Raw genomic sequence first — 19,810 nt, 5'->3', positions numbered from 1 at the left:
TGCCGAAGAAGCTCAGGCGCGCAGCAGGTCGTTGATGCTGGTCTTGGCGCGGGTCTGCGCGTCCACGCGCTTGACGATCACCGCGCAATACAGGCTGTACTTGCCGCCGGCCTTGGGCATGCTGCCGCTGATCACCACCGAGCCGGCCGGAATGCGGCCATAGGTGACCTCGTCCTTCTCACGGTCGTAGATCGGCGTGCTCTGGCCGATGTACACGCCCATCGAGATCACCGAGTTCTCCTCGACGATCACGCCTTCGACCACCTCGGAGCGCGCGCCGATGAAGCAGTTGTCCTCGATGATGGTCGGGTTGGCCTGCAGCGGCTCGAGCACGCCGCCGATACCGACGCCGCCGGACAGGTGCACGTTCTTGCCGATCTGCGCGCACGAGCCCACGGTGGCCCAGGTATCGACCATGGTGCCTTCATCGACATAGGCGCCGATGTTCACGTACGAGGGCATCAGCACCACGTTCTTGGCCAGGTAGCTGCCGCGCCGCGCCACGGCCGGCGGCACCACGCGGACGCCGCTGGTGCGCAGCTCTTCCTCGCTCATGTCGGAGAACTTGGTGGGCACCTTGTCGAAGAAGCCCAGCTGGCCGGCTCGCATGAGGTGGTTGTCGTTGAGACGGAACGACAGCAGCACCGCCTTCTTGAGCCACTGGTGGGTGACCCACTCGCCGTTGATCTTCTCGGCGACGCGGCGGCGGCCGCTGTTCAGGTCGCCGATGACCTGATCGACGGCCTTGCGCACCTCGGGTGCCGAGGTCGGGGTGATCTGGGCGCGGCCTTCCCAGGCCAGGTCGATGGTGCTCTGAAGTTGGTCTTGCGACATGGTGCTGCTCGGTTCAGTTGGATCGGATGAAGGACACGATGCGCTCGGCGGCCTCGACGCATTCGTCCACGCCTGCCACCAGCGCCATGCGGATGCGGCCGGCGCCTGGATTGATGCCGTGCGCCTCGCGTGCGAGATAGCTGCCAGGAAGTACCGCGACATTGTATTGAGCGAGCAGTTCGCGGGCGAAGCTCGTGTCGGATGCGCCCCACAGGCGATCCGGCACCTTGGCCCACAGGTAGAAGCTCGCATCGGGCAGGGCCACTTCCATTGCCTCGGCCAGCATCGGCGTGACCTGGGCGAACTTGCGGCGGTACAGCTCGCGGTTGGCCACCACGTGCGCCTCGTCGTTCCAGGCGGCGACGCTGGCCCGCTGCACTGCCGGGCTCATGGCGCTGCCGTGGTAGGTGCGGTAGAGCAGGAAGGCCTTGAGCAGGCTGGCATCGCCCGCCACGAAACCCGAGCGCAGCCCCGGCACGTTGGAGCGTTTCGACAGGCTGGTGAGCGCGATGAGCCGGCGGAAGTCGCTGCGGCCGAGCCGGGCCGCCGCTTCGAGCCCGCCGAGCGGCGCCTCGTCGCGGAAATAGATCTCCGAATAGCACTCGTCCGAGGCGATCACGAAGCCGTGGCGGTCGCTCAGTTCGAACAGCCTTTCCCATTCGGCCAGCGGCATCACCGCGCCGGTGGGGTTGCCGGGCGAGCACACGTAGACGAGCTGGGTGCGCGACCAGGTGGCCTCGTCAATGGCCGACCAGTCGGCTGCGAAGTTGCGGGCCGGGTCGCTGTTGGCAAAGGCGGTCTGCGCGCCGGCCAGCAGCGCCGCGCCTTCGTAGATTTGATAGAACGGGTTGGGGCAGACCACGGTGGCACCCTCGCGGGTCGGGTCGATCACCGTCTGCGCCAGCGCGAACAGCGCCTCGCGCGAACCGTTCACCGGCAGCACCTGGGTGGCCGCGTCGAGCGTGATGCCGTAGCGGCGCTGCATCCAGCCGGCGCAGGCTTCGCGCAGGGCCGGTTCACCGGCGGTGGCGGGGTAGCTGGCCAGGCCGTCGAGCGCGGCGCTCAGCGCTTCGCGAATGAAGGCGGGTGTCGGATGCTTCGGTTCGCCGATGCCCAGGCTGATGGTGCGGTACTGCGGGTTGGCTGTCACGCCGCGCGTCAACTCGCGCAGCCTTTCGAAAGGATAGGGTTGCAGGCGGGAGAGCAGGGGATTCATGGGCCCGATTATCAGCGGGCATGTGCGGCGCCTCCGCGTTGTTTCAGGTCGGATTTCGCAAGCGCTGCACGGCGGCGGGCCGGCTCGCTTCGTGCAGGCGCCGGCGCAGGCAACGCGACTTCGAAGCGGCCCTGTGCATCGAGCGCGTGCGGCACGCCCAGCAGCCGCGCCAGGTTGGCCGCGTCGAACGGCGCCCGGACCTTGATGTCGTTGTCGAAGTAGCAGAACACGTGGCGGTGCTTGCGCGCCGGCGGCGGCCGCTGGCTGATGAGGTGAGCGTCGTCCGGCTGCGCGCCGTTGCTCCAGGCGCGGATGCGCCCGGCCCAGCGCTCCAGCGCGGCCGCGCCGTAGCCGCTGGCGTAGATCTCCTTGTCGCCGTGCAGCCGCAGGTACACGAAGTCGGCCGACACGTCCTCCTTGTAAGGCCACTTGCCGGCCGTGTCGGCCACCACCAGCGCCACGCGGTAGCGGCGCAGCAGCCGCACGAAGGCCTCGTCGAGAAAGCTTTCATGCCGGATCTCCACCGCGTGCCGCAGCGGCCGCCTGCGGTCGATATCGAGCCACGAGCGTTCGCGCATGAAGGGCGCATGACCGCGCGCAAGGTCCAGCGCCGCCTCGGTGTCGTGCGGCAGCATGGCGAGGAAGGGCTCGAACAGGTCCGGCTTGAAATGGAAGTTCGGCGGAAACTGCCACAGCATCGGACCGAGCTTGGCGTTCAGGGCCAGCACGCCGCTGGCCAGGAAGTTCGCCATCGGCGTTTCGATGTCCTTGAGCCGGCGCACGTGGGTGATGTAGCGCGGCGCCTTGACGGCAAAGACGAAATCGTCGGGCGTCTGGTCATGCCAGTGCCGGTACAGCGCCGGGCGCTGCAGCGAATAGAACGAGCCGTTGATCTCGATGCTGTCGAGCGCGCGGGAGGCAAAGGCCAGCTCGTCGTCCTGCCGCAGGCCCCTGGGGTAGAACACGCCGCGCCACGGCGCGTAGCGCCAGCCGGAAATGCCGATGCGGATCATGCTGACCCACCGGCAAGCCGCTTGCCTGCGCGGCAGGCGGCCTCAGAGCTTGCCGATGCAGCCGGGCGCGCCGCAGCGGCAGGTGAGCCGGCCTTCGTGGTGTGTTTCGCCGTAGTTGACCGTGATCTCCTCGCCCACCGCGATGGCGCGATGGGCGTAGAACTCGATGCGGCCGTCGCGGATGGTCAGGCGTGCATTCGGCGCGCACGAGTGGTTGGTGAAGCGCATCGGGTCGGTGGACTTCGATGCGTCGATGGCACGCTTGTGCGACACCTCGACGATCATGATGCGCTCCTGCCCGTCGGCGCGACGGCGCGCCTCGGCCACGGTGATCGACTCGCCGCGGATCTCGCCGATCTTCAGCCGCGGCGGAATGGGTTCGGCGGCAAACACGCCGAAGCCGTCGATCGGGCTGCGGCGCACCGTCACCGCGAACTTCTGGTAGCTGGGATTGCCGGCGAGGGCGGCCATGCCGTCAGCCCAGCAGCCCGCTTTCGGCGGCGTGCGCCGGCAGCGTCACCAACGGCTGCGGCTTCCAGCCCTTCTTGCGATGCTCGACCACCACGTTGGTGTAGATGCCGCCGCGCACGTACCACTTCGCCGTGATGCGCACGAAACGCGGGTCGATGGCCTTCACGATGTCGTCGAGGATGTCGTTGGTGACCTTCTCGTGGAACGCACCTTCGTTGCGGTAGCTCCACATGTACATCTTCAGGCTCTTTAGCTCGATGCACAGCTTGTCGGCGATGCAGTCGATCGTGAAGTGCGCGAAGTCCGGCTGGCCGGTCAGCGGGCAGTGGCAGGTGAACTCGGGGATCTGGAACTGGATGACGTAGTCCCGCTTCGGGCTCGGGTTGGGGAAGACGTGCAGTTCCTTCGACGGCGCGGTCGGCGGGTTGACCGGCATCTCGCGCTGTTTCGGGGCGGGGGCTCTGGTGGTGGACTTGGCCATGGATGACAGGCACCCGAAGCCGGGGGCATGGGGTGCGTTTGCTGACAGTTCGAGGGAGGGCGCGATGGTATCATCCGGCCCGCTTTCCGCCCTGCAGCCCTGCAGGTTTTTTCTTTTAGATCAACGGGTTAGCGGCGCCGCCCAGGCCGCCGCGATGAGCCGCCAGCATGCGCCTGAATTCCATCAAGCTCTCCGGCTTCAAGTCGTTTGCCGAACCCACCAACTTCCAGCTTCCCGGCCAGCTCGTCGGCGTCGTGGGCCCCAACGGCTGCGGCAAGTCCAACATCATGGACGCGGTGCGCTGGGTGCTGGGCGAGTCGAAGGCGTCGGAGCTGCGCGGCGAGTCGATGCAGGACGTGATCTTCAACGGCTCGGGCAGCCGCAAGCCGGCCAGCCGCTCCAGCGTGGAGCTGGTGTTCAGCAACGAAGACGCGCGTGCCGGCGGCCAGTGGAACCAGTACACCGAGATCGCCGTCAAGCGCGTACTCACCCGCGACGGCACCTCGAGCTACTACATCAACAACCAGCCGGTGCGCCGCCGCGACGTGCAGGACGTCTTTCTGGGCACCGGCCTGGGCCCGCGCGCCTACGCCATCATCGGCCAGGGCACGATCAGCCGGATCATCGAGTCCAAGCCCGAGGAACTGCGGCTGTTCCTCGAAGAGGCGGCCGGCGTGTCCAAGTACAAGGAACGCCGCCGCGAGACGGAAAACCGCCTGAAGGACACCCGCGAGAACCTCACCCGGGTCGAAGACATCCTGCGCGAGCTGAACAACAACCTCGACAAGCTGGAGAAGCAGGCCGAGGTCGCCACCCAGTACCGCGGCCTGCAGGAGCAGGGCACGCTGAAGCTGCACCAGCTGTGGTTCCTGAAGCACCGCGACGCGGCCGGCGAGGAAGAACGCGTCAAGAAGGCCGTGCTCGAGGCCACCAACGCGCTGGAGGCGCGCCTGGCCGAACTGCGCCATGTGGAAGCCGAGCTCGAGCATGTGCGCCAGGCGCATTACGAGGCCAGCGACGCGCTGCACACCGCACAGGGGTCGCTCGCCGAGGCCGCCCTCGAGGTGAGCCGCCTCGAGGAGCGCATCCGCTATGTCGTCGAAGGCCGCGCTAGGGTCGAGACCCGCCTGGCCGAACTGAAGATGCAGAACGAGCAGTGGAACGAGCGTCGCCAGCAGGGCGCCGACGAGCTCGAGCACATCGCCGAGCAGATCGCCGCGGCCGAGGAACAGGCCGAGGTGCTGGCGGCGCAGGCCGAAGAACAGTCGGGCGCCTTGCCCGGCCACGAAGACGCAGTGCGCGCGGCCCAGGCCAGGAGCAACGAGCAGCGCGGCCACGTGGCGCAGGTGCAGCAGCAGATCCAGCTGCTGGCCGCCGAGTCGCGCAACATCGACGAGCAGAACCGTGCCCTGACGCAGCGCCGCGAGCGCCTGGCCGGCGAACGCCAGGGCCTGGCCGTGCCGGACGAAGCGCGCCTGGCCGAGATGAAGCAGCAGCTCGCCGGGCTCGAGGAGGCGCAGGCGGTGGCCGAGGCGCGGCTGCACGAGCTCACCGAGCAGGTGCCCGCACTCGACGAAGACCGCCGGGCCCGCCAGGAGCAGGTCAACGCCGAAGCGGCTCGCCAGGCCGATCTCAGCGCGCGGCTGGAGGCGCTGCGTGCATTGCAGGAAAAGGTGCAGACCGAAGGCAAGCTCAAGCCGTGGCTTGCCAAGCATGGCCTCGACGGGCTGGCCGGCCTGTGGACCAAGGTCCACATCGAAACCGGCTGGGAAACGGCGCTCGAGGCGGCGCTGCGGGAGCGGCTCAACGCGCTCGAGGTGGGCCGGGTCGAGACCGTGCGCGCCTTCGAGAACGACGCGCCGCCGGCCAAGCTGGCCTTCTACACGCCGCCGGCGGGCGCCATTGCCAACACCCACCAGACGCTGCCCCGGCTTTCGGACCTGCTGCGGCTGAACGACAACGGCCTGCAGGCGCTGCTCAACGACTGGCTCGAAGGCGTCTATACCGCCGGCTCGCTCGACGAAGCGCTGGCCAGCCGCGGCAAGCTCACCCACGGCGAAGTCATCATGACCCGGGCCGGCCATGCGGTGTCGCAATTCGCGGTGGCCTTCTATGCGCCCGACTCCGAGCAGGCCGGCATGCTGGCCCGTGCCCAGGAGATCGAGAACCTCGAGAAGCAGGTGCGCGCCCAGTCGCTCATCGTCGAGGAGGCGCGCAGCGCGCTGGTGCGGGCCGAGGCGGCCTATACCGAGGCCTCGCAGCGCCTCGTGACCGCACGCCGCGAGACGGCCGAAGGCCAGACGCGCACCCACCAGCTGCAGGTCGAGACGCTGCGCCTGTCGCAGCTGGCCGAGCAGACCAGCCAGCGCCGCGGTCAGATCGAAGGTGAGCTGGCCGAGATCGACGCGGGCATCGAGGAGCTGCAGGAGCGCCGGGTCACCGGTGAAGCGCGCTTCGAGGAGCTCGACATGCAGCTGGCCAACGAGCAGGAGCGCCATGCCGAGCTCGACGAGGCGGTGATCTCCGCCGAGCGCCGCCTGAACGACGCGCGCGAGCAGCTGCGTTCGCTGGAGCGCCAGGCACAGGAGGCGCAGTTCTCGGCGCGGGCCCTGGCCGCGCGCCGCGGCGAACTGCAGCGCTCCATCGAGCAGTCGGTGCAGATGATCGCGGCCAACGAGCAGTCGGCCGCGCAGCTGCAGGACGAGCTCGCACAGTTCAACGACCAGGCGGCGCAGGCCGGCCTGCAGGAAGCGCTGGCGCTGAAGCTGGAGCGCGAAAGCGCGCTGGCGGCGCAGCGCAGCCAGTACGACGACCTGTCCGCGCAGCTGCGCCGCGCCGACGAGCAGCGGCTGGAGTTCGAGCGCAGTCTCGACCCGCTGCGCGAGCGCATCACCAAGCTGCAGCTGGAGGAGCAGGCTGCGCAACTGGGCGGCGCGCAGTTCCTGGAGCAGCTGACCGCGGCGCAGGTCGACCTGGAAGCGCTGGCCAGGTCCATCGAGGAAGGCAACGTCAAGCTCTACGGCCTGCAAAGCGAAATCGACCGCATCAACCGCGACATCAACGCGCTGGGCGCGGTGAACCTGGCCGCACTCGACGAGCTCACCTCGGCCCGCGAGCGCAAGACCTTCCTCGATGCGCAGTCGGCCGACCTGATGGACGCGATGACCACCCTCGAAGGTGCCATCCAGAAGATCGACCTCGAGACCCGCGACCTGCTGGGCGCCACCTTCAACACCGTCAACGAACACTTCGGCCGCATGTTCCCCAGCCTCTTCGGCGGCGGCCAGGCCAAGCTCGTGATGACGGGCGACGAGATCCTCGACGCCGGCGTGCAGGTGATGGCCCAGCCGCCCGGCAAGAAGAACAGCACCATCCACCTGCTGTCGGGCGGCGAGAAGGCGCTCACCGCGATCGCGCTGGTGTTCGCCATCTTCCAGCTGAACCCGGCGCCGTTCTGCCTGCTCGACGAGGTGGACGCGCCGCTGGACGACGCCAACACCGAGCGCTATGCCAAGCTGGTGAAGAGCATGTCGAGCAACACCCAGTTCCTGTTCATCAGCCACAACAAGATCGCGATGGAAATGGCCGAGCAGCTGATCGGCGTGACCATGCAGGAGCAGGGCGTGTCGCGCATCGTGGCGGTCGACATGGAAGCCGCCATCGGCATGGCCGAGGCAGCCTGACGCCCATGAGCTCGCTGCAACTGTGGCTGGCGGTGCTGGGTGGGCTGGTGCTGGCCGCGGTGGTGGCGCACAACGCCTGGCAGACGCGCCGCGCCGGCGTGAGGACGATTCCCAAACCAGACGCGGCACCGCCGGTGGAGGCGCGCGAACCGGTGTTCGGCGATGCTGCGGCAGATTCGCCCCCGGCCGAGCCGGCGCCGGCCGGCGCGCCGGCACAGCCCGAACGCGTGGATCCGCCGCTGGTGGTCAGGCGCTCGACCGCCCGGCTCGACGCGCTGATCGACGCCATCGCGCCCCTCACCATCGAAGCGCCCGTCAGCGCCGAGACGGCATTGCTGCACCTGCCGCCGTCGCGTCGCGCCGGCAGTAAGCCCTTCCTGGTCGAAGGACTCAGCACCGAGACGGGCGAATGGGAGCAGCCGACGCTGGGGCGCAGCTACGGCGAGTTCCAGGCGGGCGTGCAGATGGCCAACCGGCTGGGGCCGCTCAACGAGATCGAATATTCCGAGTTCGTGCAGAAGGTGCAGGCCTTTGCCGATGCGGTGGGTGCCATGCCGGACTTCCCCGACATGCTCGACATCGTCGCCCGGGCCCGCGAACTCGACGCCTTTGCCAGCCAGCACGATGCGCAGCTCGCGCTGCGCCTGCGGGCCAAGGGGGCGGCCTGGTCGCTGGGCTATGTGCAGCAGCATGCGGCGCGCCATGGTTTCGTGCCGGGCGTGATTCCCGGGCGGCTGGTGCTGCCTGCGCAGGAGGAGGGCGCCCCGCCGGTGCTGAGCCTGCAGTTCGACGCGCAGGCCGCCTTTGCCGAGGACCCGGCCCAGGCCGCGGTGCGTGAGCTGACGCTGGCGTTCGACGTGCCGCAGACGGCGCCCGCCGCCCAGCCGTTCCAGGCCTGGTGCGCCGCCGGCGAAGCGCTGCGGCTCGCGCTCGATGCCGAGCTCTACGACGACGGCGGGCAGCCCCTGCATCCGCAGTCGTTCAGTGCCATCGGACAGGAACTGGAGCAGCTGTACGCGACGCTGGCCGAACGTGACGTGGCGGCCGGCTCGCAGGTGGCGCGGCGCCTGTTCAGCTAGGGCCTGTGGCCGGACATCGTCGAGATACCGAGGAGGAGGGGGAAATGCTGAACACCTGGAAGTGTGCTGCCGCGGTGCGCGCAGCACGAGCGGCGGCATGTGCCGTCATGGTCGCGATGCTGGCCGCCTGCGCCACGCCCGTGGCGCCCATCGCGGTGGAGCGCAAGCTCACCGGACAGGAAGGCGCGGTGGTGCTCAAGCTCATCACCAACAGCCGCACCGAGTGGGACCCGGCCGAAACGCTGTCGTCCATCCAGCTCCGGCGCGTGGTGGAACCGGGCGCGCCCCAGCCGCCGCAGCCCGAGATCCTGCTGCTGTCGCGCACGCGTGCCACCACCCGCTCGACAGCCATCTTCAGCGGCATGATCGCGCCCGGGCGCTACACGGTGAAGGACGCGGTGGGCTCGTCGGGCAATGCCACCTACACCTTCCCCATCGGGTCGATGCTGAGTTCGTTCGAGGTCCGCCCGGGCGAGGTGACGCTGCTCGGAACCGTGCTGGTGCAGCCGCTGGATGGCTCCCGCTTCAACGTGGGCTACGTACCGCCCGACGCCGAGTTGACGGCCACCTTCGAAAGCCTGTTCCCGGCCCTTGCGGAGCAGACGCGCGGCCGGCCGGTGCATTCGTTCGAGCTGGAGCCCCACATGACCCGTCGCGTGGCGCTGGCCCCTCTGATCAAGCGGCTGGCGCCTGCGATGTACGGCCTGAGCGTCACCGGCGCGGGCGACATCTATGCGGGCAGCAAGATGGGCAGGCTGGTGTGGCGCAAGGGCGGTGAGAAGGCGTGGCGCGAACTCGACGTCGGTTCGTGGAAGGCCGTCGAATCGGTGCGGCCTTATCGAGGCGGCCTGCTGGTCGGCGGTGAAGAGGGGCTGTTGCGCTACTCGTCGGACGAAGGCAAGACCTGGACTTCGCTCGCTTCTCCGTCGCCGGGGCTCATCGCCGCCGCCGAGCCGCTGCCCAACGGCAAGGTGGTGGTGCTGGCACGCCAGGGGTCCGAATGGACGGCCTTCGTGAGCAGCGACGCACTGGCCGGCGGCTGGCGCAAGATCGGAAGCTTCGCCGACGAGCGTTCGCTCAACGTGCCCTGGCAGGGGGCCACTGCGGTAGCGACCGGCAATCGCGTGGGCGTGATGATGCCCAACGGCGAGTTCCAGGTGGTCGATGCCGATACCGAAAAGATCGAGCGCATCTCGACGGGCCAGTCGGTGCTGAGCGTTTCCGCCTTGCCCGACGGCATGCTGGTGATGCAGGCCGTCACGCTCGTGCGCACCACGCTCGTGTCCACCGATGGCGGGCGCAAGTGGGTCGACCTGGACACCAGCCGGTTCGTCCAGGCCATCACGTTCGCCGACCGCAAAACCGCCTATGCCGTGGCACCCATCAAGCCAGGCATGTTCGCCGGCGAGTACGGGCTCATGGCCAGCCGCGATGGCGGCCGCACCTGGGCCGTGAGCGGTACGCCGCCGGGCGGCGACCCGGCCAGCGTGCGCGAGATCATGGTCGACCGCAGCAGCGGCGCGTTGCTGGCCTTCCTGCGCAACGGATCGATCCTGCGCTCGACGGACGAGGGCAAGACCTGGGCTCGCGACCTCTGACCCCGGTTCGATCGGCGGCCTGAGGCCGCTCAGCCGGGCCGCTGGCGCCGCCGCAGTGCGGCCAGTGCCGCCAGCCCGGCCAGCATCAGCGCATAGGTGAGCGGCTCGGGCGCCGGCGACAGCAGGAACAGGCCGCGGTCGCCGGTGTGGAAGGTGGCGGAAAGCACCACCTGGCCCACGTCGTTGAGCAGCACCGAGTACGGGTCGACGTCGGCCACGATGTCGAACGAGCGCATCACCCAGCGGGTCAGGTCGGTCATCACGCCGTTGTCGTAGAAGAAGACATGGCGGTTCGTTTCGCCGGGCGCCGGCGAGCCGATCTCCGCCCAGCCCACGACCTGGCCCAGGCTGTTGATGCCCAGGGCCTGGCTCGAGGCACCGCCCAGCGTGCCCAGGTCGGTCATGCGGCCCTGATCGAAGAGGAAGGCCCGGAAGGTCTCGTCGCCGGCCAGGCTCGCATGGCCGACGGCCTGGCCGCGGTCGTTGATGTCGGCCGCGCGGCTTTGCGTGCCGCCCAGCGTGCCCATGTCGGTCAGGGTGCCGTCGCGCCACAGGAAGGCATGCTGCTCACCGTCGGGCAGGCTGGCATGTCCCACCACGTCGCCTGCCTCGTTGATGGCGGTGGCACCGCTTTGCGCGCCGCCCAGATGGCCGAGCGCGGTCATGCTGCTGCCGTCATGGAGGTAGGCATGCGACTCGCCATTGCCGGAGAGGTTCGACTCGCCGACCACCTGGCCGGTGTTGTTGATGGCGCGCACATGGCTGTGGGCTCCGCCCAGCGTGCCGATGGCGGTGGTCGCTCCGGTGCTGCTGCTGTGGGTGAACCCGCGCCATTGCACCGCGCCGTCGGCGCTGCGTGTCTGCGACCACCCGGCCACCTGGCCCCGCTGGTTGATGGCGAGGGCGCCGGCATGCTCCACGCCGGCCGGCGTGATGTCCTGCATGCGCCCGGCGCCGTAGAGGAAGGCACGATGGCCGCCGTCGCTGCCGAACGACCAGCCGACCACCTGCCCGGCGTTGTTGATGCCGGTGGCGCCGCTGGCGGTGCCGCCCAGCGTGCCGAGGTCGTGCAGCCGCCCGCCGCTGTAGAGGAAAGCATGGTTGTCGTGCTCCACGTTGGACGACACGCCGACCACTTCGCCCCGGTCGTTCAGTGCCGCAGCGCTGGTGTACCAGCCGCCGAGCGTGCCGATCTGCTCGGCGCTCCAGTGTTCCTGGGCGGCCGCGCCCGCGACCGTGCATGCGAGGAAGAACCCGCAGAAGACCTTCATCATTGCCCCTCTCGAACGAGGTCCGAATGTAGGCAGGCGTGACGGGCTCCAGGGCGAAACGACAACTCCGGTTACATCGGAGACATCATTGTGCTGATGCGCTCGACCACGCGGGCCGGCTCGCGCATCAGCATGAACTCCTCGGCCGCCGTGGGATGCACCGCCAGCGTGTGGTCGAAGTCCTGCTTGGTCGCGCCGCAGGTGAGGGCCACCGACAGGCTCTGCACGATCTCGGGCGCGTCGGCGCCGAGCATGTGGATGCCCAGCACGAGATCGGTGTCGGCATCGACGACGAGCTTCATGTAGCTGCGCTCGCTGCCGCCGTAGAACGCCTGGCGCATCGGACGGAAGTCGGCCTCGTAGATCTTCAGCCGGTGGCCGGCCGCCAGCGCCTGGGCCTCGTTCAGCCCCGCCGTGCCGATGGGCGGCAGGGTGAACACGGCGCTGGCAGCGTTCACGAGGTCGAGCGGGCGCAGCGGCCGGCCGCCGAACAGCGCGTCGGCCAGGGTCCGGCCCTGCGCAATGGCCACCGGCGTGAGGTTCTTCAGGTGGGTGACGTCGCCGATGGCATGGACGCCCTGGGCGCTGGTGCGCAGCTGTTCATCCACCGGGACGGCGCCTTGCGCATCCACCTCGATGCCCAGCGTCTCGAGCCCGAGCCCTCGGGTGTTGGGCCGGCGGCCGGTGGCGTTGAGGACGAACGGGTATTCGTGCACCGTGCCGTCGGCCATGTGCAGCAGGAAGGTGGCGCCTTGCTGCTGCACCCGCACCGGCACCGCGCCCATGAGCCGGATGCCGCCGGCCTCCAGCGCTGGCGCAAGCCGCTGTCGCAGGTCTTCGTCGAAGCCGCGCAGCGGCAGGCCGGCGCGGTAGAACAGGCTCACCTGCACGCCCAGCCTCGCCACGATGCTGGCGAACTCCACCGCGATGTAGCCGCCGCCGACCACCGCCATGCGGTCGGGCAGGGCGGTGAGGTCGAGCAGGTCGTCGGACGTGGCCGCGCCGGCTAGGCCCTCGATGGCGTCGCGGCTGGGTGAGGCGCCGGTGGCCACCAGGAGGTGTTTGCCGGTGAGCTGCCGGCCCGCCACTTCCACGGTGTGGGGGCCGGTGATGCGGGCCCAACCTTCGACCAGCTCGACCTTCGAGCCTTCGAGCAGTTGGCGGTACACGCCTTCGAGGCGTGCCGTCTCGGCGGCCTTGGCCGCGGCCCAGCGCGCCATCTCGAAGCTCAAGGCGGCCGGCGACCAGCCGTAGTGCGGCGCCTCGCGCAATGCATCACCCAGCTGCGCCGCGTACATGAGCAGCTTCTTGGGCACGCAGCCGCGGATCACGCAGGTGCCGCCGACACGGCTGCCTTCGATCACGGCCACGCGGGCGCCATGTGCGGCAGCGCGGCGCGAGGCGGCCACGCCGCCCGAGCCCGCGCCCAGGGTGATGAGGTCGAAATCGAAGGGCATGAATGAAGTCCTCTCGTGGGGGTTTGGCCTTGGTCGCCGGCGCGGGGGAAACCTTGCACGGCTGACACACAATGGCGGCCCATGACGCCCGACGCCAAGCTGCCTCCCGCCGAACGTGCCGCCGCCTTGCGCGAGCTGCTGCACTATCACGCGCATCGCTACTACGTGCTCGACGAGCCCGAAATTCCCGACGCCGAGTACGACCGGCTGTTCCGCGAGCTGCAGGCCCTCGAAGACACGAACCCGGATCTGCGCACGCCGGACTCGCCCACCCAGCGCGTGCTGGGCAAGGTGCTCGAGGGTTTCGCCCCGGTCCGGCACACGGTGCCCATGCTCAGCATCCGCACCGAAACCGATACCGAGGCGACCGGCGCGGTGAACTTCGATGCCCGCGTGCGCCGGGAGCTGGGGCTGGCCGAGGGCGACCCGCCGGTCGAATATGCCGCCGAACTCAAGTTCGACGGGCTGGCCATCAGCCTGCGCTACGAAGACGGTGTGTTGGTGCGCGCGGCCACCCGCGGCAACGGCGAGGTGGGCGAGGACGTCACCCAGAACATCCGCACCATCAACCAGATCCCGCTGCGCCTGAAGGGCGTGAAGCCGCCGGTGCTCGAGGTGCGCGGCGAGGTCTACATCCGCCGTGACGACTTCGACAAGCTCAACGAGCGGCAGCGCGAGCTCATCGCCCAGGGCCACAAGAACGAGAAGACCTTCGTGAACCCGCGCAACGCCGCGGCCGGCGCCGTGCGCCAGCTCGACCCGGCGATCGCGGCCAGGCGGCCGCTCAGCTTCTTTGCCTACGGCCTGGGCGAGGTGCACGGCTGGGAGGTGCCCGACACGCACAGCGCGCTGCTCGACGCGCTGCAGGCGATGGGCCAGCCGGTGTCGTCCGACCGGGCGGTGGTGCAGGGCGCGGAAGGCCTGGTGGACTTCCACCGGCGCATGGGCGAAAAGCGCGACTCGCTGCCCTTCGACATCGACGGCATCGTCTACAAGGTCAACTCGCGGGCGCTGCAGCAGCGCCTGGGCTTCGTGACCCGCGAGCCGCGCTGGGCGGTGGCGCACAAGTACCCGGCGCAGGAGCAGATGACGCTGCTGCGCGACATCGACGTGCAGGTGGGCCGCACCGGCAAGCTCACGCCGGTGGCCAAGCTGCAGCCGGTGTTCGTGGGCGGCACCACGGTGAGCAATGCCACGCTGCACAACCAGGACGAGATCACCCGCAAGGACGTGCGCATCGGCGACACGGTGGTGGTGCGCCGCGCCGGCGACGTGATCCCCGAGGTGGTGAGCGTGGTGCTCGACCAGCGCCCGCCCGAGGTGGCCGCCGGCGAGCCGTTCGACCTGTACCAGAAGCTGGGCGGCAAATGCCCGGTGTGCGGCAGCGACGTCGAGCGTGAAGAAGGCGAGGTCGACTGGCGCTGCTCGGGCGGGCTGTTCTGCGGCGCGCAGCGCAAGCAGGCCATCCTGCACTTCGCCGGCCGCCGGATGATGGACATCGAAGGCCTGGGCGACAAGCTGGTCGACCAGCTGGTGGACGCCGGCATCGTCCGAACGCTGCCCGAGCTCTACAGGCTGGGCGTGGCCAAGCTGGCCGCGCTCGACCGCATGGCCGACAAGAGCGCTCAGAACCTCGTGGCGGCGCTTGAGAAGAGCAAGCAGACGACGCTGGGCCGCTTCCTGTTTTCGCTCGGCATCCGCCATGTGGGCGAAACCACCGCCAAGGACCTGGCGAAGCACTTCGGCCGGCTCGACCGCGTCATGGACGCGAGCGTCGATCAGCTGCTGGAGGTGCCGGACGTCGGCCCCATCGTGGCCAACAGCATCCATACCTTCTTTGCGCAGCCGCACAACCGCGAGGTGGTGGAGCAACTGCGCGCCGTGGGCATCAGCTGGGAAGAGCATGAAGGGGCGGCCGGCGCGCCCAGGCCGCAGGTGGAGGGCGTGACGGGCAAGACCTTCGTGCTCACCGGCACCCTGCCCACCCTGGCGCGCGAGGATGCCAAGGAAAGGATCGAGGCTGCCGGCGGCAAGGTGTCGGGCTCGGTGTCGAAGAAGACCGACTACGTGGTGGCCGGAGAAGAGGCCGGCAGCAAGCTCACCAAGGCGCAGGAGCTGGGCATCGCCGTGATCGACGAGGCGCAGCTCCTGAAGCTGTTGAACGGGTAGGGCCCGTCAGGCGAGCCTCGGTTCGCCCGCGCCCAGCTTGAACACCGCCACCGCCTCGACGAGCCGGTGCGCCTGCTCCTTCAGGCTCTCGGCCGCCGCGGCGCTTTCCTGCACCAGCGAGGCGTTCTGCTGGGTGGTCTCGTCCATCTTGGTGACGGCCGCGCCCACCTGGGCCACGCCGGCGCTCTGCTGGGCGCTGGCCACGCTGATCTCGCTCATGATGTCGGTCACGCGGCGGATGGAGGCCACCACCTCGTTCATCGTGGCGCCGGCCTGGTCGACCAGCGCGCTGCCCTGCTCGACACGCTCGACGCTGGCGTTGATGAGGTTCTTGATCTCGCGGGCAGCCTCGGCGCTGCGCTGCGCCAGCGTGCGCACCTCGCCGGCCACCACCGCGAAGCCGCGGCCCTGTTCGCCGGCACGCGCTGCCTCGACGGCCGCGTTCAAGGCGAGGATGTTGGTCTGGAAGGCGATGCCGTCGATCACGCCGATGATGTCGGCGATGCGGCGCGAGCTGTCGTTGATGCCCTTCATCGTGTCGACCACCTGCGCGACCACCTCGCCGCCTTTCACCGCCACCGCCGAGGCGCCGTGGGCAAGCTGGTTGGCCTGGGCTGCGTTGTCGGCGTTCTGGCGCACGGTGGCGCCCAGCTCTTCCATCGAGGCCGAGGTCTGCTGCAGCGCAGACGCCTGGTCGTCTGTCCGGGCGCTCAGGTGGTTGTTGCCCTGGGCGATCTGGGTGCCGGCGGTGGCGACTTGCTCGGCGTTGGCCCGTACCGACGACACGATGTGCGAGAGGCTGGCCTGCATGTCGCGCAGCGCGCTCATCAGGTGGCCCATCGGCCCCTTGTCGTTCGGGATCTCGTTGGACAGCTGCCCCTGGGCGATGTTGTTGGCCACCGCCGTGGCGCGCGCCACCGGGCCGGTCAGCACGCGCACGATCCAGGCGGCCAGCCACACCGCGATGCCCAGCGCCACGACGCAGATGCCGACGACCATCAGCCGGACCTGGGACGCGCCGGCGTCGAGGACCCGGTGCGATTCGGCGGCCGCTGCAGCCTGCAGGTCCACCTGAGCGTTGAAGGCCTTGGCGAGCGCCGCGCCGGTCGGCGTGGCGTTCCTGGCCCGGTACTCCCTGGCCTCTTCGTCCTTGCCCTGCAGCCGCAGTTCATACCACTGGGGGCGGACCTGCCCGTAACGCTGCAGGGCTTCGCGAACCCGGTCCAGGGCGGCGCCTTCGTCGGCGCTCAGCTGCAGCGCGCCGTAGACGTCCAGCGCATCGTTGACCGTCTTGAACAGCTTGGCCTCCTCGCCGGCCGCCTTGCGGATGCCGGCTTCGTCGGCCGTGGCGGCGACGGCGAGGTTGTAGCGAAGCTGCCAGAGGGCACTGCTCGCCTTGAGCAGCTCGCCCGAGCCGCGGGTGTTGTCATAGAGGTACGTGAAGTCGCGCTGCGTCTTCCATGTGTACCAGCCCACCGTGGCGCCGGTCAGCCCGATCAGCGCGATCACGATGCCGAAAGCGACCAGCAGCCGCTGGTGAAGGGCGTTCTTCATGAGGTGGTCCCTGAAACTTTGTTGGCGAGCAGGCTCAACGAGTTGCTCTAGCCGCGGTATCGGCACCTGCCATGGAAAGCTTCAGTGAAATTTGCGTGACACCCCCATCGGAGGGTCAGGCCTGCTCGTACAGCTCCAGCGGCAGGCCGTCGGGGTCGGCGAAGAAGGTGAAACGCCGGCCGGTGAGCTCGTCCAGGCGCACCGGTTCGGTGCCCACGCCATGGCGGCCGAGGTGGGCCAGGGCGGTGTCGAGGTCGTGCACCGCAAAGGCCAGGTGACGCAGCCCGCAGGCCTCGGGGCGGGTCGGGCGCGGCGGCGGGCTGGGGAAGGAGAACAGCTCGATCTGCGTGCCGTCGGGCAGGGCCAGGTCGAGCTTGTAGGAGTCGCGCGCGGCGCGGTAGGTCTCCGCCACCACCGCCAGGCCCAGCACCTCGGTATAGAAGCGCCTGGAGCGGGGGTAGTCCGAGGCGATGACGGCAACGTGGTGGAGTCGGGCAAGCTGCATCGCGCCAGTGTGCCGCAGCGTCGCGGCTACCATGCGCCACCGACGCTTCCTGCTTCAAGAGATACCACCATGACCGTGCGCCAGATCCTGAAGATGGGCGACCCGCGCCTCTTGCGCGTGGCCCAGCCGGTGCGTGAGTTCGGCACGCCCGAACTGCAGGCGCTCATTGCCGACATGTTCGACACCATGGAGGCTGCCAACGGCGCCGGCCTGGCCGCGCCGCAGATCGGGGTGGACCTGCAGCTGGTGATCTTCGGCTTCACGAAGAACGACCGCTACCCCGATGCGCCGCCGGTGCCGCGCACGGTGCTCATCAACCCGACCGTCGTGCCGCTGTCCGACGAGGAAGAAGAGGGCTGGGAAGGCTGCCTGTCGGTGCCGGGCCTGCGCGGCGTGGTGCCGCGTTTCGCGCGCATCCGCTACAGCGGCTTCGACCCGGCCGGCCAGCCGCTCGAGCGCGAGGCCGAGGGGTTCCATGCGCGGGTGGTGCAGCACGAGTGCGACCACCTGCTGGGCAAGCTCTATCCGATGCGGGTGCGCGACTTCAGCCGGTTCGGCTTCACCGAGGTGCTGTTCCCCGGCCTCGACGCGAGCCAGGACGACTGAGCGTCAAGCGGAGTTCGTGCTCCACGCGTGCGCCTGCAGGGTCTCGAGCGGCACGGTCTCCAGGGCCCGTTCATGCGTGCTTTCCAGCACCACCGGCGGCGCGTAACCTTCTTCCATGGCCTCTTTCCAGCGCAGGGCGCACAGGCACCAGCGGTCTCCCGGCTTCAGGCCGCGGAAGCGCGCTGCGGGCCGGGCCGTGATGAGGTCGTTGCCGCGCTCCATCGAGAAGTTCAGGAACTCCATCGTCATGCGGGCGCAGATGACGTGGCTGCCGGGGTCGTTCTCGTCGGTGTGGCAGCAGCCGTCGCGCCACCAGCCGGTGAGCGGGTCGTAGGAGCAGGGCACGAGCTGCGTGCCCAGCACATTCCTGGCTTCCATCAGCGTGCGGGCGTGCTGCCCTTGATGAGCGTCATCGCGGTGCCGATGAGCGACGACACCTCGCTCATGTTGCCCGGCACGATCATGGTGTTGTTCTTCTGGGCCAGCTGGGCGAATGCCTCGACCGCCTTTTCGGCCACCTTCAGCTGTACAGCCTGGCCGCCGCCCGGCTGCTCGATGGCGGCGGCGATCTTGCTGATGGCCTCGGCCGTGGCGGCGGCCACCGCGGTGATGGCGGCCGCCTCGCCCTGGGCCTTGTTGATCTCGGCCTGCTTCTCGCCTTCGGAGCGGGCGATGAAGGCCTCGCGCTCGCCGGTGGCGATGTTGATCTGCTCCTGGCGGCGGCCTTCGGAGGCGGCGATCAGCGCACGCTTCTCGCGCTCGGCGGTGATCTGCGCCTGCATCGCGCGCAGGATCTCGGCCGGCGGCGTGAGGTCCTTGATCTCGTAGCGCAGCACCTTCACGCCCCAGGTGCGGGCGGCCTCGTCGAGCGCGCTCACCACCGAGGCGTTGATCGCGTCGCGCTCCTCGAAGGTCTTGTCGAGCTCCATCTTGCCGATCACGCTGCGCAGCGTGGTCTGGGCGAGCTGCGTGATGGCGATGATGTAGTTCGACGAGCCGTAGCTCGCGCGCATCGGATCGGTGACCTGGAAGTACAGGATGCCGTCGACCTGCAGCTGGGTGTTGTCCTTGGTGATGCAGACCTGGCTGGGCACGTCCAGCGGGATCTCCTTCAGCGAATGCTTGTAGGCCAGCCGGTCCACGAAGGGCACCAGGAAATTGAGGCCCGGGGTGAGCGTGCCGTGGTACTTGCCCAGCCGCTCGACCACCCAGGCGTGCTGCTGCGGCACGACCTTCACGGCGCGCACGATGAAGATGGCCGCGATGATGAGCAGCACGATGGCGACAGCTTCCATGGATCGGTTCTCCGTCGTTGTGTTTGAGGTGTGTCGGGAGGGCGTGCGTCAGCGGCCCAGCAGGAGCTGGCTGCCGTCGATCGCCCGGATCACGTGTTCGCCGGGGGCCGGCGCATCGGTGCCGGCATAGCGGGCGGCCCACGAGGCGCCGCGGTACTGGACCCGCGTCGTGCCGTCGGGGTTCCATTGCGTCACGGTGACGCGCTCGCCGATGTCGATGTTGACGTCGCGGTTGGCGCCGGCCGGCGGGGCGGCCGGTCGCTTCGCGCGAAGAAGATGCAGCGCGGTCACCGCGCCGCCTCCGATGACTGCAGCGGCCACCAGTTGCATGGAGAAGCCGGCGCCGAGGTGGGCCGCCACCGCGGCGGCTGCCAGCCCGATGGCCAGCATCAGGAGATAGAAGGTGCCGGTGGCCAGCTCGACCGCCACCGCCACCCCGGTCGCGATCCACCACAGGGTCGCATCGCTCATGTTCACTCCCCTCCGCCCGTAGAAGACGGCGGCAGTGTACGACGCAGACCACGGTCTGCGTCCATGCGTGCGAGGCGGTCACCGAACAGTCCTACACTTCGCGCTTT

Annotated in this window: 17 protein-coding genes; 5 read left to right on the top strand and 12 right to left on the bottom strand. The window is 69.2% G+C overall.

Annotated features, from left to right (window positions below; genetic code table 11):
- Positions 1-12: 12 nt before the first annotated feature.
- Genes dapD through queF form a run of 5 tightly spaced genes read right to left on the bottom strand, consistent with a single transcriptional unit; the run spans position 13 to position 3,970 of the window.
- Positions 13-834 carry a 2,3,4,5-tetrahydropyridine-2,6-dicarboxylate N-succinyltransferase gene (gene dapD, locus E8D38_RS08135; RefSeq protein ID WP_140627696.1) on the bottom strand — a complete coding sequence of 274 codons (822 nt, stop codon included), beginning with the start codon at positions 832-834 and terminating at the stop codon, positions 13-15.
- Between the two features lie 13 nt (positions 835-847).
- On the bottom strand, positions 848-2,050 hold the full coding sequence (gene dapC, locus E8D38_RS08130; protein ID WP_140627693.1) for a succinyldiaminopimelate transaminase: 1,203 nt from the start codon (positions 2,048-2,050) through the stop codon (positions 848-850).
- An 11-nt stretch (positions 2,051-2,061) separates the two neighbouring features.
- Positions 2,062-3,063 (bottom strand): DUF72 domain-containing protein, encoded by a 1,002-nt coding sequence (locus E8D38_RS08125; RefSeq protein WP_140627691.1) that lies wholly within the window; start codon positions 3,061-3,063, stop codon positions 2,062-2,064.
- Positions 3,064-3,105: 42 nt separating this feature from the next.
- Positions 3,106-3,534, bottom strand: coding sequence for an SET domain-containing protein (locus tag E8D38_RS08120; protein ID WP_140627689.1), 429 nt, complete (start codon positions 3,532-3,534; stop codon positions 3,106-3,108).
- A 4-nt stretch (positions 3,535-3,538) separates the two neighbouring features.
- Positions 3,539-3,970: a preQ(1) synthase gene (gene queF / locus E8D38_RS08115; RefSeq protein WP_140627756.1), complete on the bottom strand. Its 432-nt coding sequence runs from the start codon at positions 3,968-3,970 to the stop codon at positions 3,539-3,541.
- A gap of 212 nt (positions 3,971-4,182) precedes the next feature.
- On the opposite strand from queF, the gene smc reads away from it, so the two are divergent.
- From smc to E8D38_RS08100, 3 genes are read left to right on the top strand one after another with little or no spacing between them, the layout of a single operon-like run.
- Positions 4,183-7,698: a chromosome segregation protein SMC gene (smc, locus tag E8D38_RS08110; protein WP_140627686.1), complete on the top strand. Its 3,516-nt coding sequence runs from the start codon at positions 4,183-4,185 to the stop codon at positions 7,696-7,698.
- Positions 7,699-7,703: 5 nt separating this feature from the next.
- Positions 7,704-8,777, top strand: a complete 1,074-nt coding sequence (locus tag E8D38_RS28225) for a cell division protein FtsZ (RefSeq protein ID WP_181178986.1) — start codon at positions 7,704-7,706, stop codon at positions 8,775-8,777.
- Positions 8,778-8,821: 44 nt separating this feature from the next.
- Complete coding sequence (locus E8D38_RS08100) at positions 8,822-10,375, top strand: hypothetical protein (RefSeq protein ID WP_140627684.1); 1,554 nt, start codon at positions 8,822-8,824, stop codon at positions 10,373-10,375.
- A gap of 29 nt (positions 10,376-10,404) precedes the next feature.
- On the opposite strand, the gene E8D38_RS08095 is transcribed toward E8D38_RS08100, so the two are convergent.
- A complete protein-coding gene (locus tag E8D38_RS08095; RefSeq protein ID WP_140627682.1) occupies positions 10,405-11,649 on the bottom strand; it encodes a DUF3466 family protein in 1,245 nt (414 codons plus the stop codon).
- A gap of 68 nt (positions 11,650-11,717) precedes the next feature.
- Positions 11,718-13,103, bottom strand: coding sequence for a glutathione-disulfide reductase (gorA, locus tag E8D38_RS08090; protein ID WP_140627680.1), 1,386 nt, complete (start codon positions 13,101-13,103; stop codon positions 11,718-11,720).
- Between the two features lie 81 nt (positions 13,104-13,184).
- On the opposite strand from gorA, the gene ligA reads away from it, so the two are divergent.
- Complete coding sequence (ligA, locus tag E8D38_RS08085) at positions 13,185-15,272, top strand: NAD-dependent DNA ligase LigA (RefSeq protein WP_140627678.1); 2,088 nt, start codon at positions 13,185-13,187, stop codon at positions 15,270-15,272.
- Between the two features lie 6 nt (positions 15,273-15,278).
- Here the strand turns inward: ligA and E8D38_RS29285 are convergent, their stop codons facing one another.
- Both E8D38_RS29285 and gloA2 read right to left on the bottom strand, forming a co-directional pair.
- Positions 15,279-16,826 (bottom strand): methyl-accepting chemotaxis protein, encoded by a 1,548-nt coding sequence (locus E8D38_RS29285; protein WP_140627676.1) that lies wholly within the window; start codon positions 16,824-16,826, stop codon positions 15,279-15,281.
- 115 nt (positions 16,827-16,941) lie between these two features.
- A complete protein-coding gene (gene gloA2, locus E8D38_RS08075) occupies positions 16,942-17,331 on the bottom strand; it encodes an SMU1112c/YaeR family gloxylase I-like metalloprotein (protein WP_140627675.1) in 390 nt (129 codons plus the stop codon).
- Between the two features lie 69 nt (positions 17,332-17,400).
- On the opposite strand from gloA2, the gene def reads away from it, so the two are divergent.
- The gene (gene def / locus E8D38_RS08070) at positions 17,401-17,937 is read left to right on the top strand and encodes a peptide deformylase (protein WP_140627673.1); all 537 of its coding nucleotides are present in this window, start codon (positions 17,401-17,403) and stop codon (positions 17,935-17,937) included.
- Positions 17,938-17,940: 3 nt separating this feature from the next.
- Here def and E8D38_RS08065 read toward each other — a convergent pair whose 3' ends face one another.
- From E8D38_RS08065 to E8D38_RS08055, 3 genes are read right to left on the bottom strand one after another with little or no spacing between them, the layout of a single operon-like run.
- Positions 17,941-18,315, bottom strand: a complete 375-nt coding sequence (locus tag E8D38_RS08065) for a DUF2237 family protein (RefSeq protein WP_140627671.1) — start codon at positions 18,313-18,315, stop codon at positions 17,941-17,943.
- Positions 18,315-19,232: an SPFH domain-containing protein gene (locus E8D38_RS08060; protein WP_140627669.1), complete on the bottom strand. Its 918-nt coding sequence runs from the start codon at positions 19,230-19,232 to the stop codon at positions 18,315-18,317. Before E8D38_RS08060 ends, E8D38_RS08065 begins: the two co-directional genes overlap by 1 nt.
- A gap of 48 nt (positions 19,233-19,280) precedes the next feature.
- Positions 19,281-19,703 (bottom strand): NfeD family protein, encoded by a 423-nt coding sequence (locus E8D38_RS08055; protein WP_140627667.1) that lies wholly within the window; start codon positions 19,701-19,703, stop codon positions 19,281-19,283.
- Positions 19,704-19,810 lie beyond the last annotated feature (107 nt).

This window comes from Methylibium rhizosphaerae (assembly GCF_006386545.1).
Classification (GTDB): domain Bacteria; phylum Pseudomonadota; class Gammaproteobacteria; order Burkholderiales; family Burkholderiaceae_C; genus Pseudorivibacter; species Pseudorivibacter rhizosphaerae.
The sequence above is the reverse complement of the archived record's forward strand: the minus strand, read 5'-3'. Positions and strand labels throughout refer to the sequence as shown.

Coding starts and splice junctions, on each gene's coding strand:
- E8D38_RS28225 (WP_181178986.1), top strand. CDS start 7,704: ATGAGCTCGCTGCAACTGTGGCTGGCGGTGCTGGGTGGGCTGGTGCTG.
- dapD (WP_140627696.1), bottom strand. CDS start 834: ATGTCGCAAGACCAACTTCAGAGCACCATCGACCTGGCCTGGGAAGGC.
- E8D38_RS08100 (WP_140627684.1), top strand. CDS start 8,822: ATGCTGAACACCTGGAAGTGTGCTGCCGCGGTGCGCGCAGCACGAGCG.
- queF (WP_140627756.1), bottom strand. CDS start 3,970: ATGCCGGTCAACCCGCCGACCGCGCCGTCGAAGGAACTGCACGTCTTC.
- dapC (WP_140627693.1), bottom strand. CDS start 2,050: ATGAATCCCCTGCTCTCCCGCCTGCAACCCTATCCTTTCGAAAGGCTG.
- E8D38_RS08125 (WP_140627691.1), bottom strand. CDS start 3,063: ATGATCCGCATCGGCATTTCCGGCTGGCGCTACGCGCCGTGGCGCGGC.
- smc (WP_140627686.1), top strand. CDS start 4,183: ATGCGCCTGAATTCCATCAAGCTCTCCGGCTTCAAGTCGTTTGCCGAA.
- E8D38_RS08060 (WP_140627669.1), bottom strand. CDS start 19,232: ATGGAAGCTGTCGCCATCGTGCTGCTCATCATCGCGGCCATCTTCATC.
- def (WP_140627673.1), top strand. CDS start 17,401: ATGACCGTGCGCCAGATCCTGAAGATGGGCGACCCGCGCCTCTTGCGC.
- gloA2 (WP_140627675.1), bottom strand. CDS start 17,331: ATGCAGCTTGCCCGACTCCACCACGTTGCCGTCATCGCCTCGGACTAC.
- E8D38_RS08065 (WP_140627671.1), bottom strand. CDS start 18,315: ATGGAAGCCAGGAATGTGCTGGGCACGCAGCTCGTGCCCTGCTCCTAC.
- E8D38_RS08120 (WP_140627689.1), bottom strand. CDS start 3,534: ATGGCCGCCCTCGCCGGCAATCCCAGCTACCAGAAGTTCGCGGTGACG.
- ligA (WP_140627678.1), top strand. CDS start 13,185: ATGACGCCCGACGCCAAGCTGCCTCCCGCCGAACGTGCCGCCGCCTTG.
- E8D38_RS08095 (WP_140627682.1), bottom strand. CDS start 11,649: ATGATGAAGGTCTTCTGCGGGTTCTTCCTCGCATGCACGGTCGCGGGC.
- gorA (WP_140627680.1), bottom strand. CDS start 13,103: ATGCCCTTCGATTTCGACCTCATCACCCTGGGCGCGGGCTCGGGCGGC.
- E8D38_RS29285 (WP_140627676.1), bottom strand. CDS start 16,826: ATGAAGAACGCCCTTCACCAGCGGCTGCTGGTCGCTTTCGGCATCGTG.
- E8D38_RS08055 (WP_140627667.1), bottom strand. CDS start 19,703: ATGAGCGATGCGACCCTGTGGTGGATCGCGACCGGGGTGGCGGTGGCG.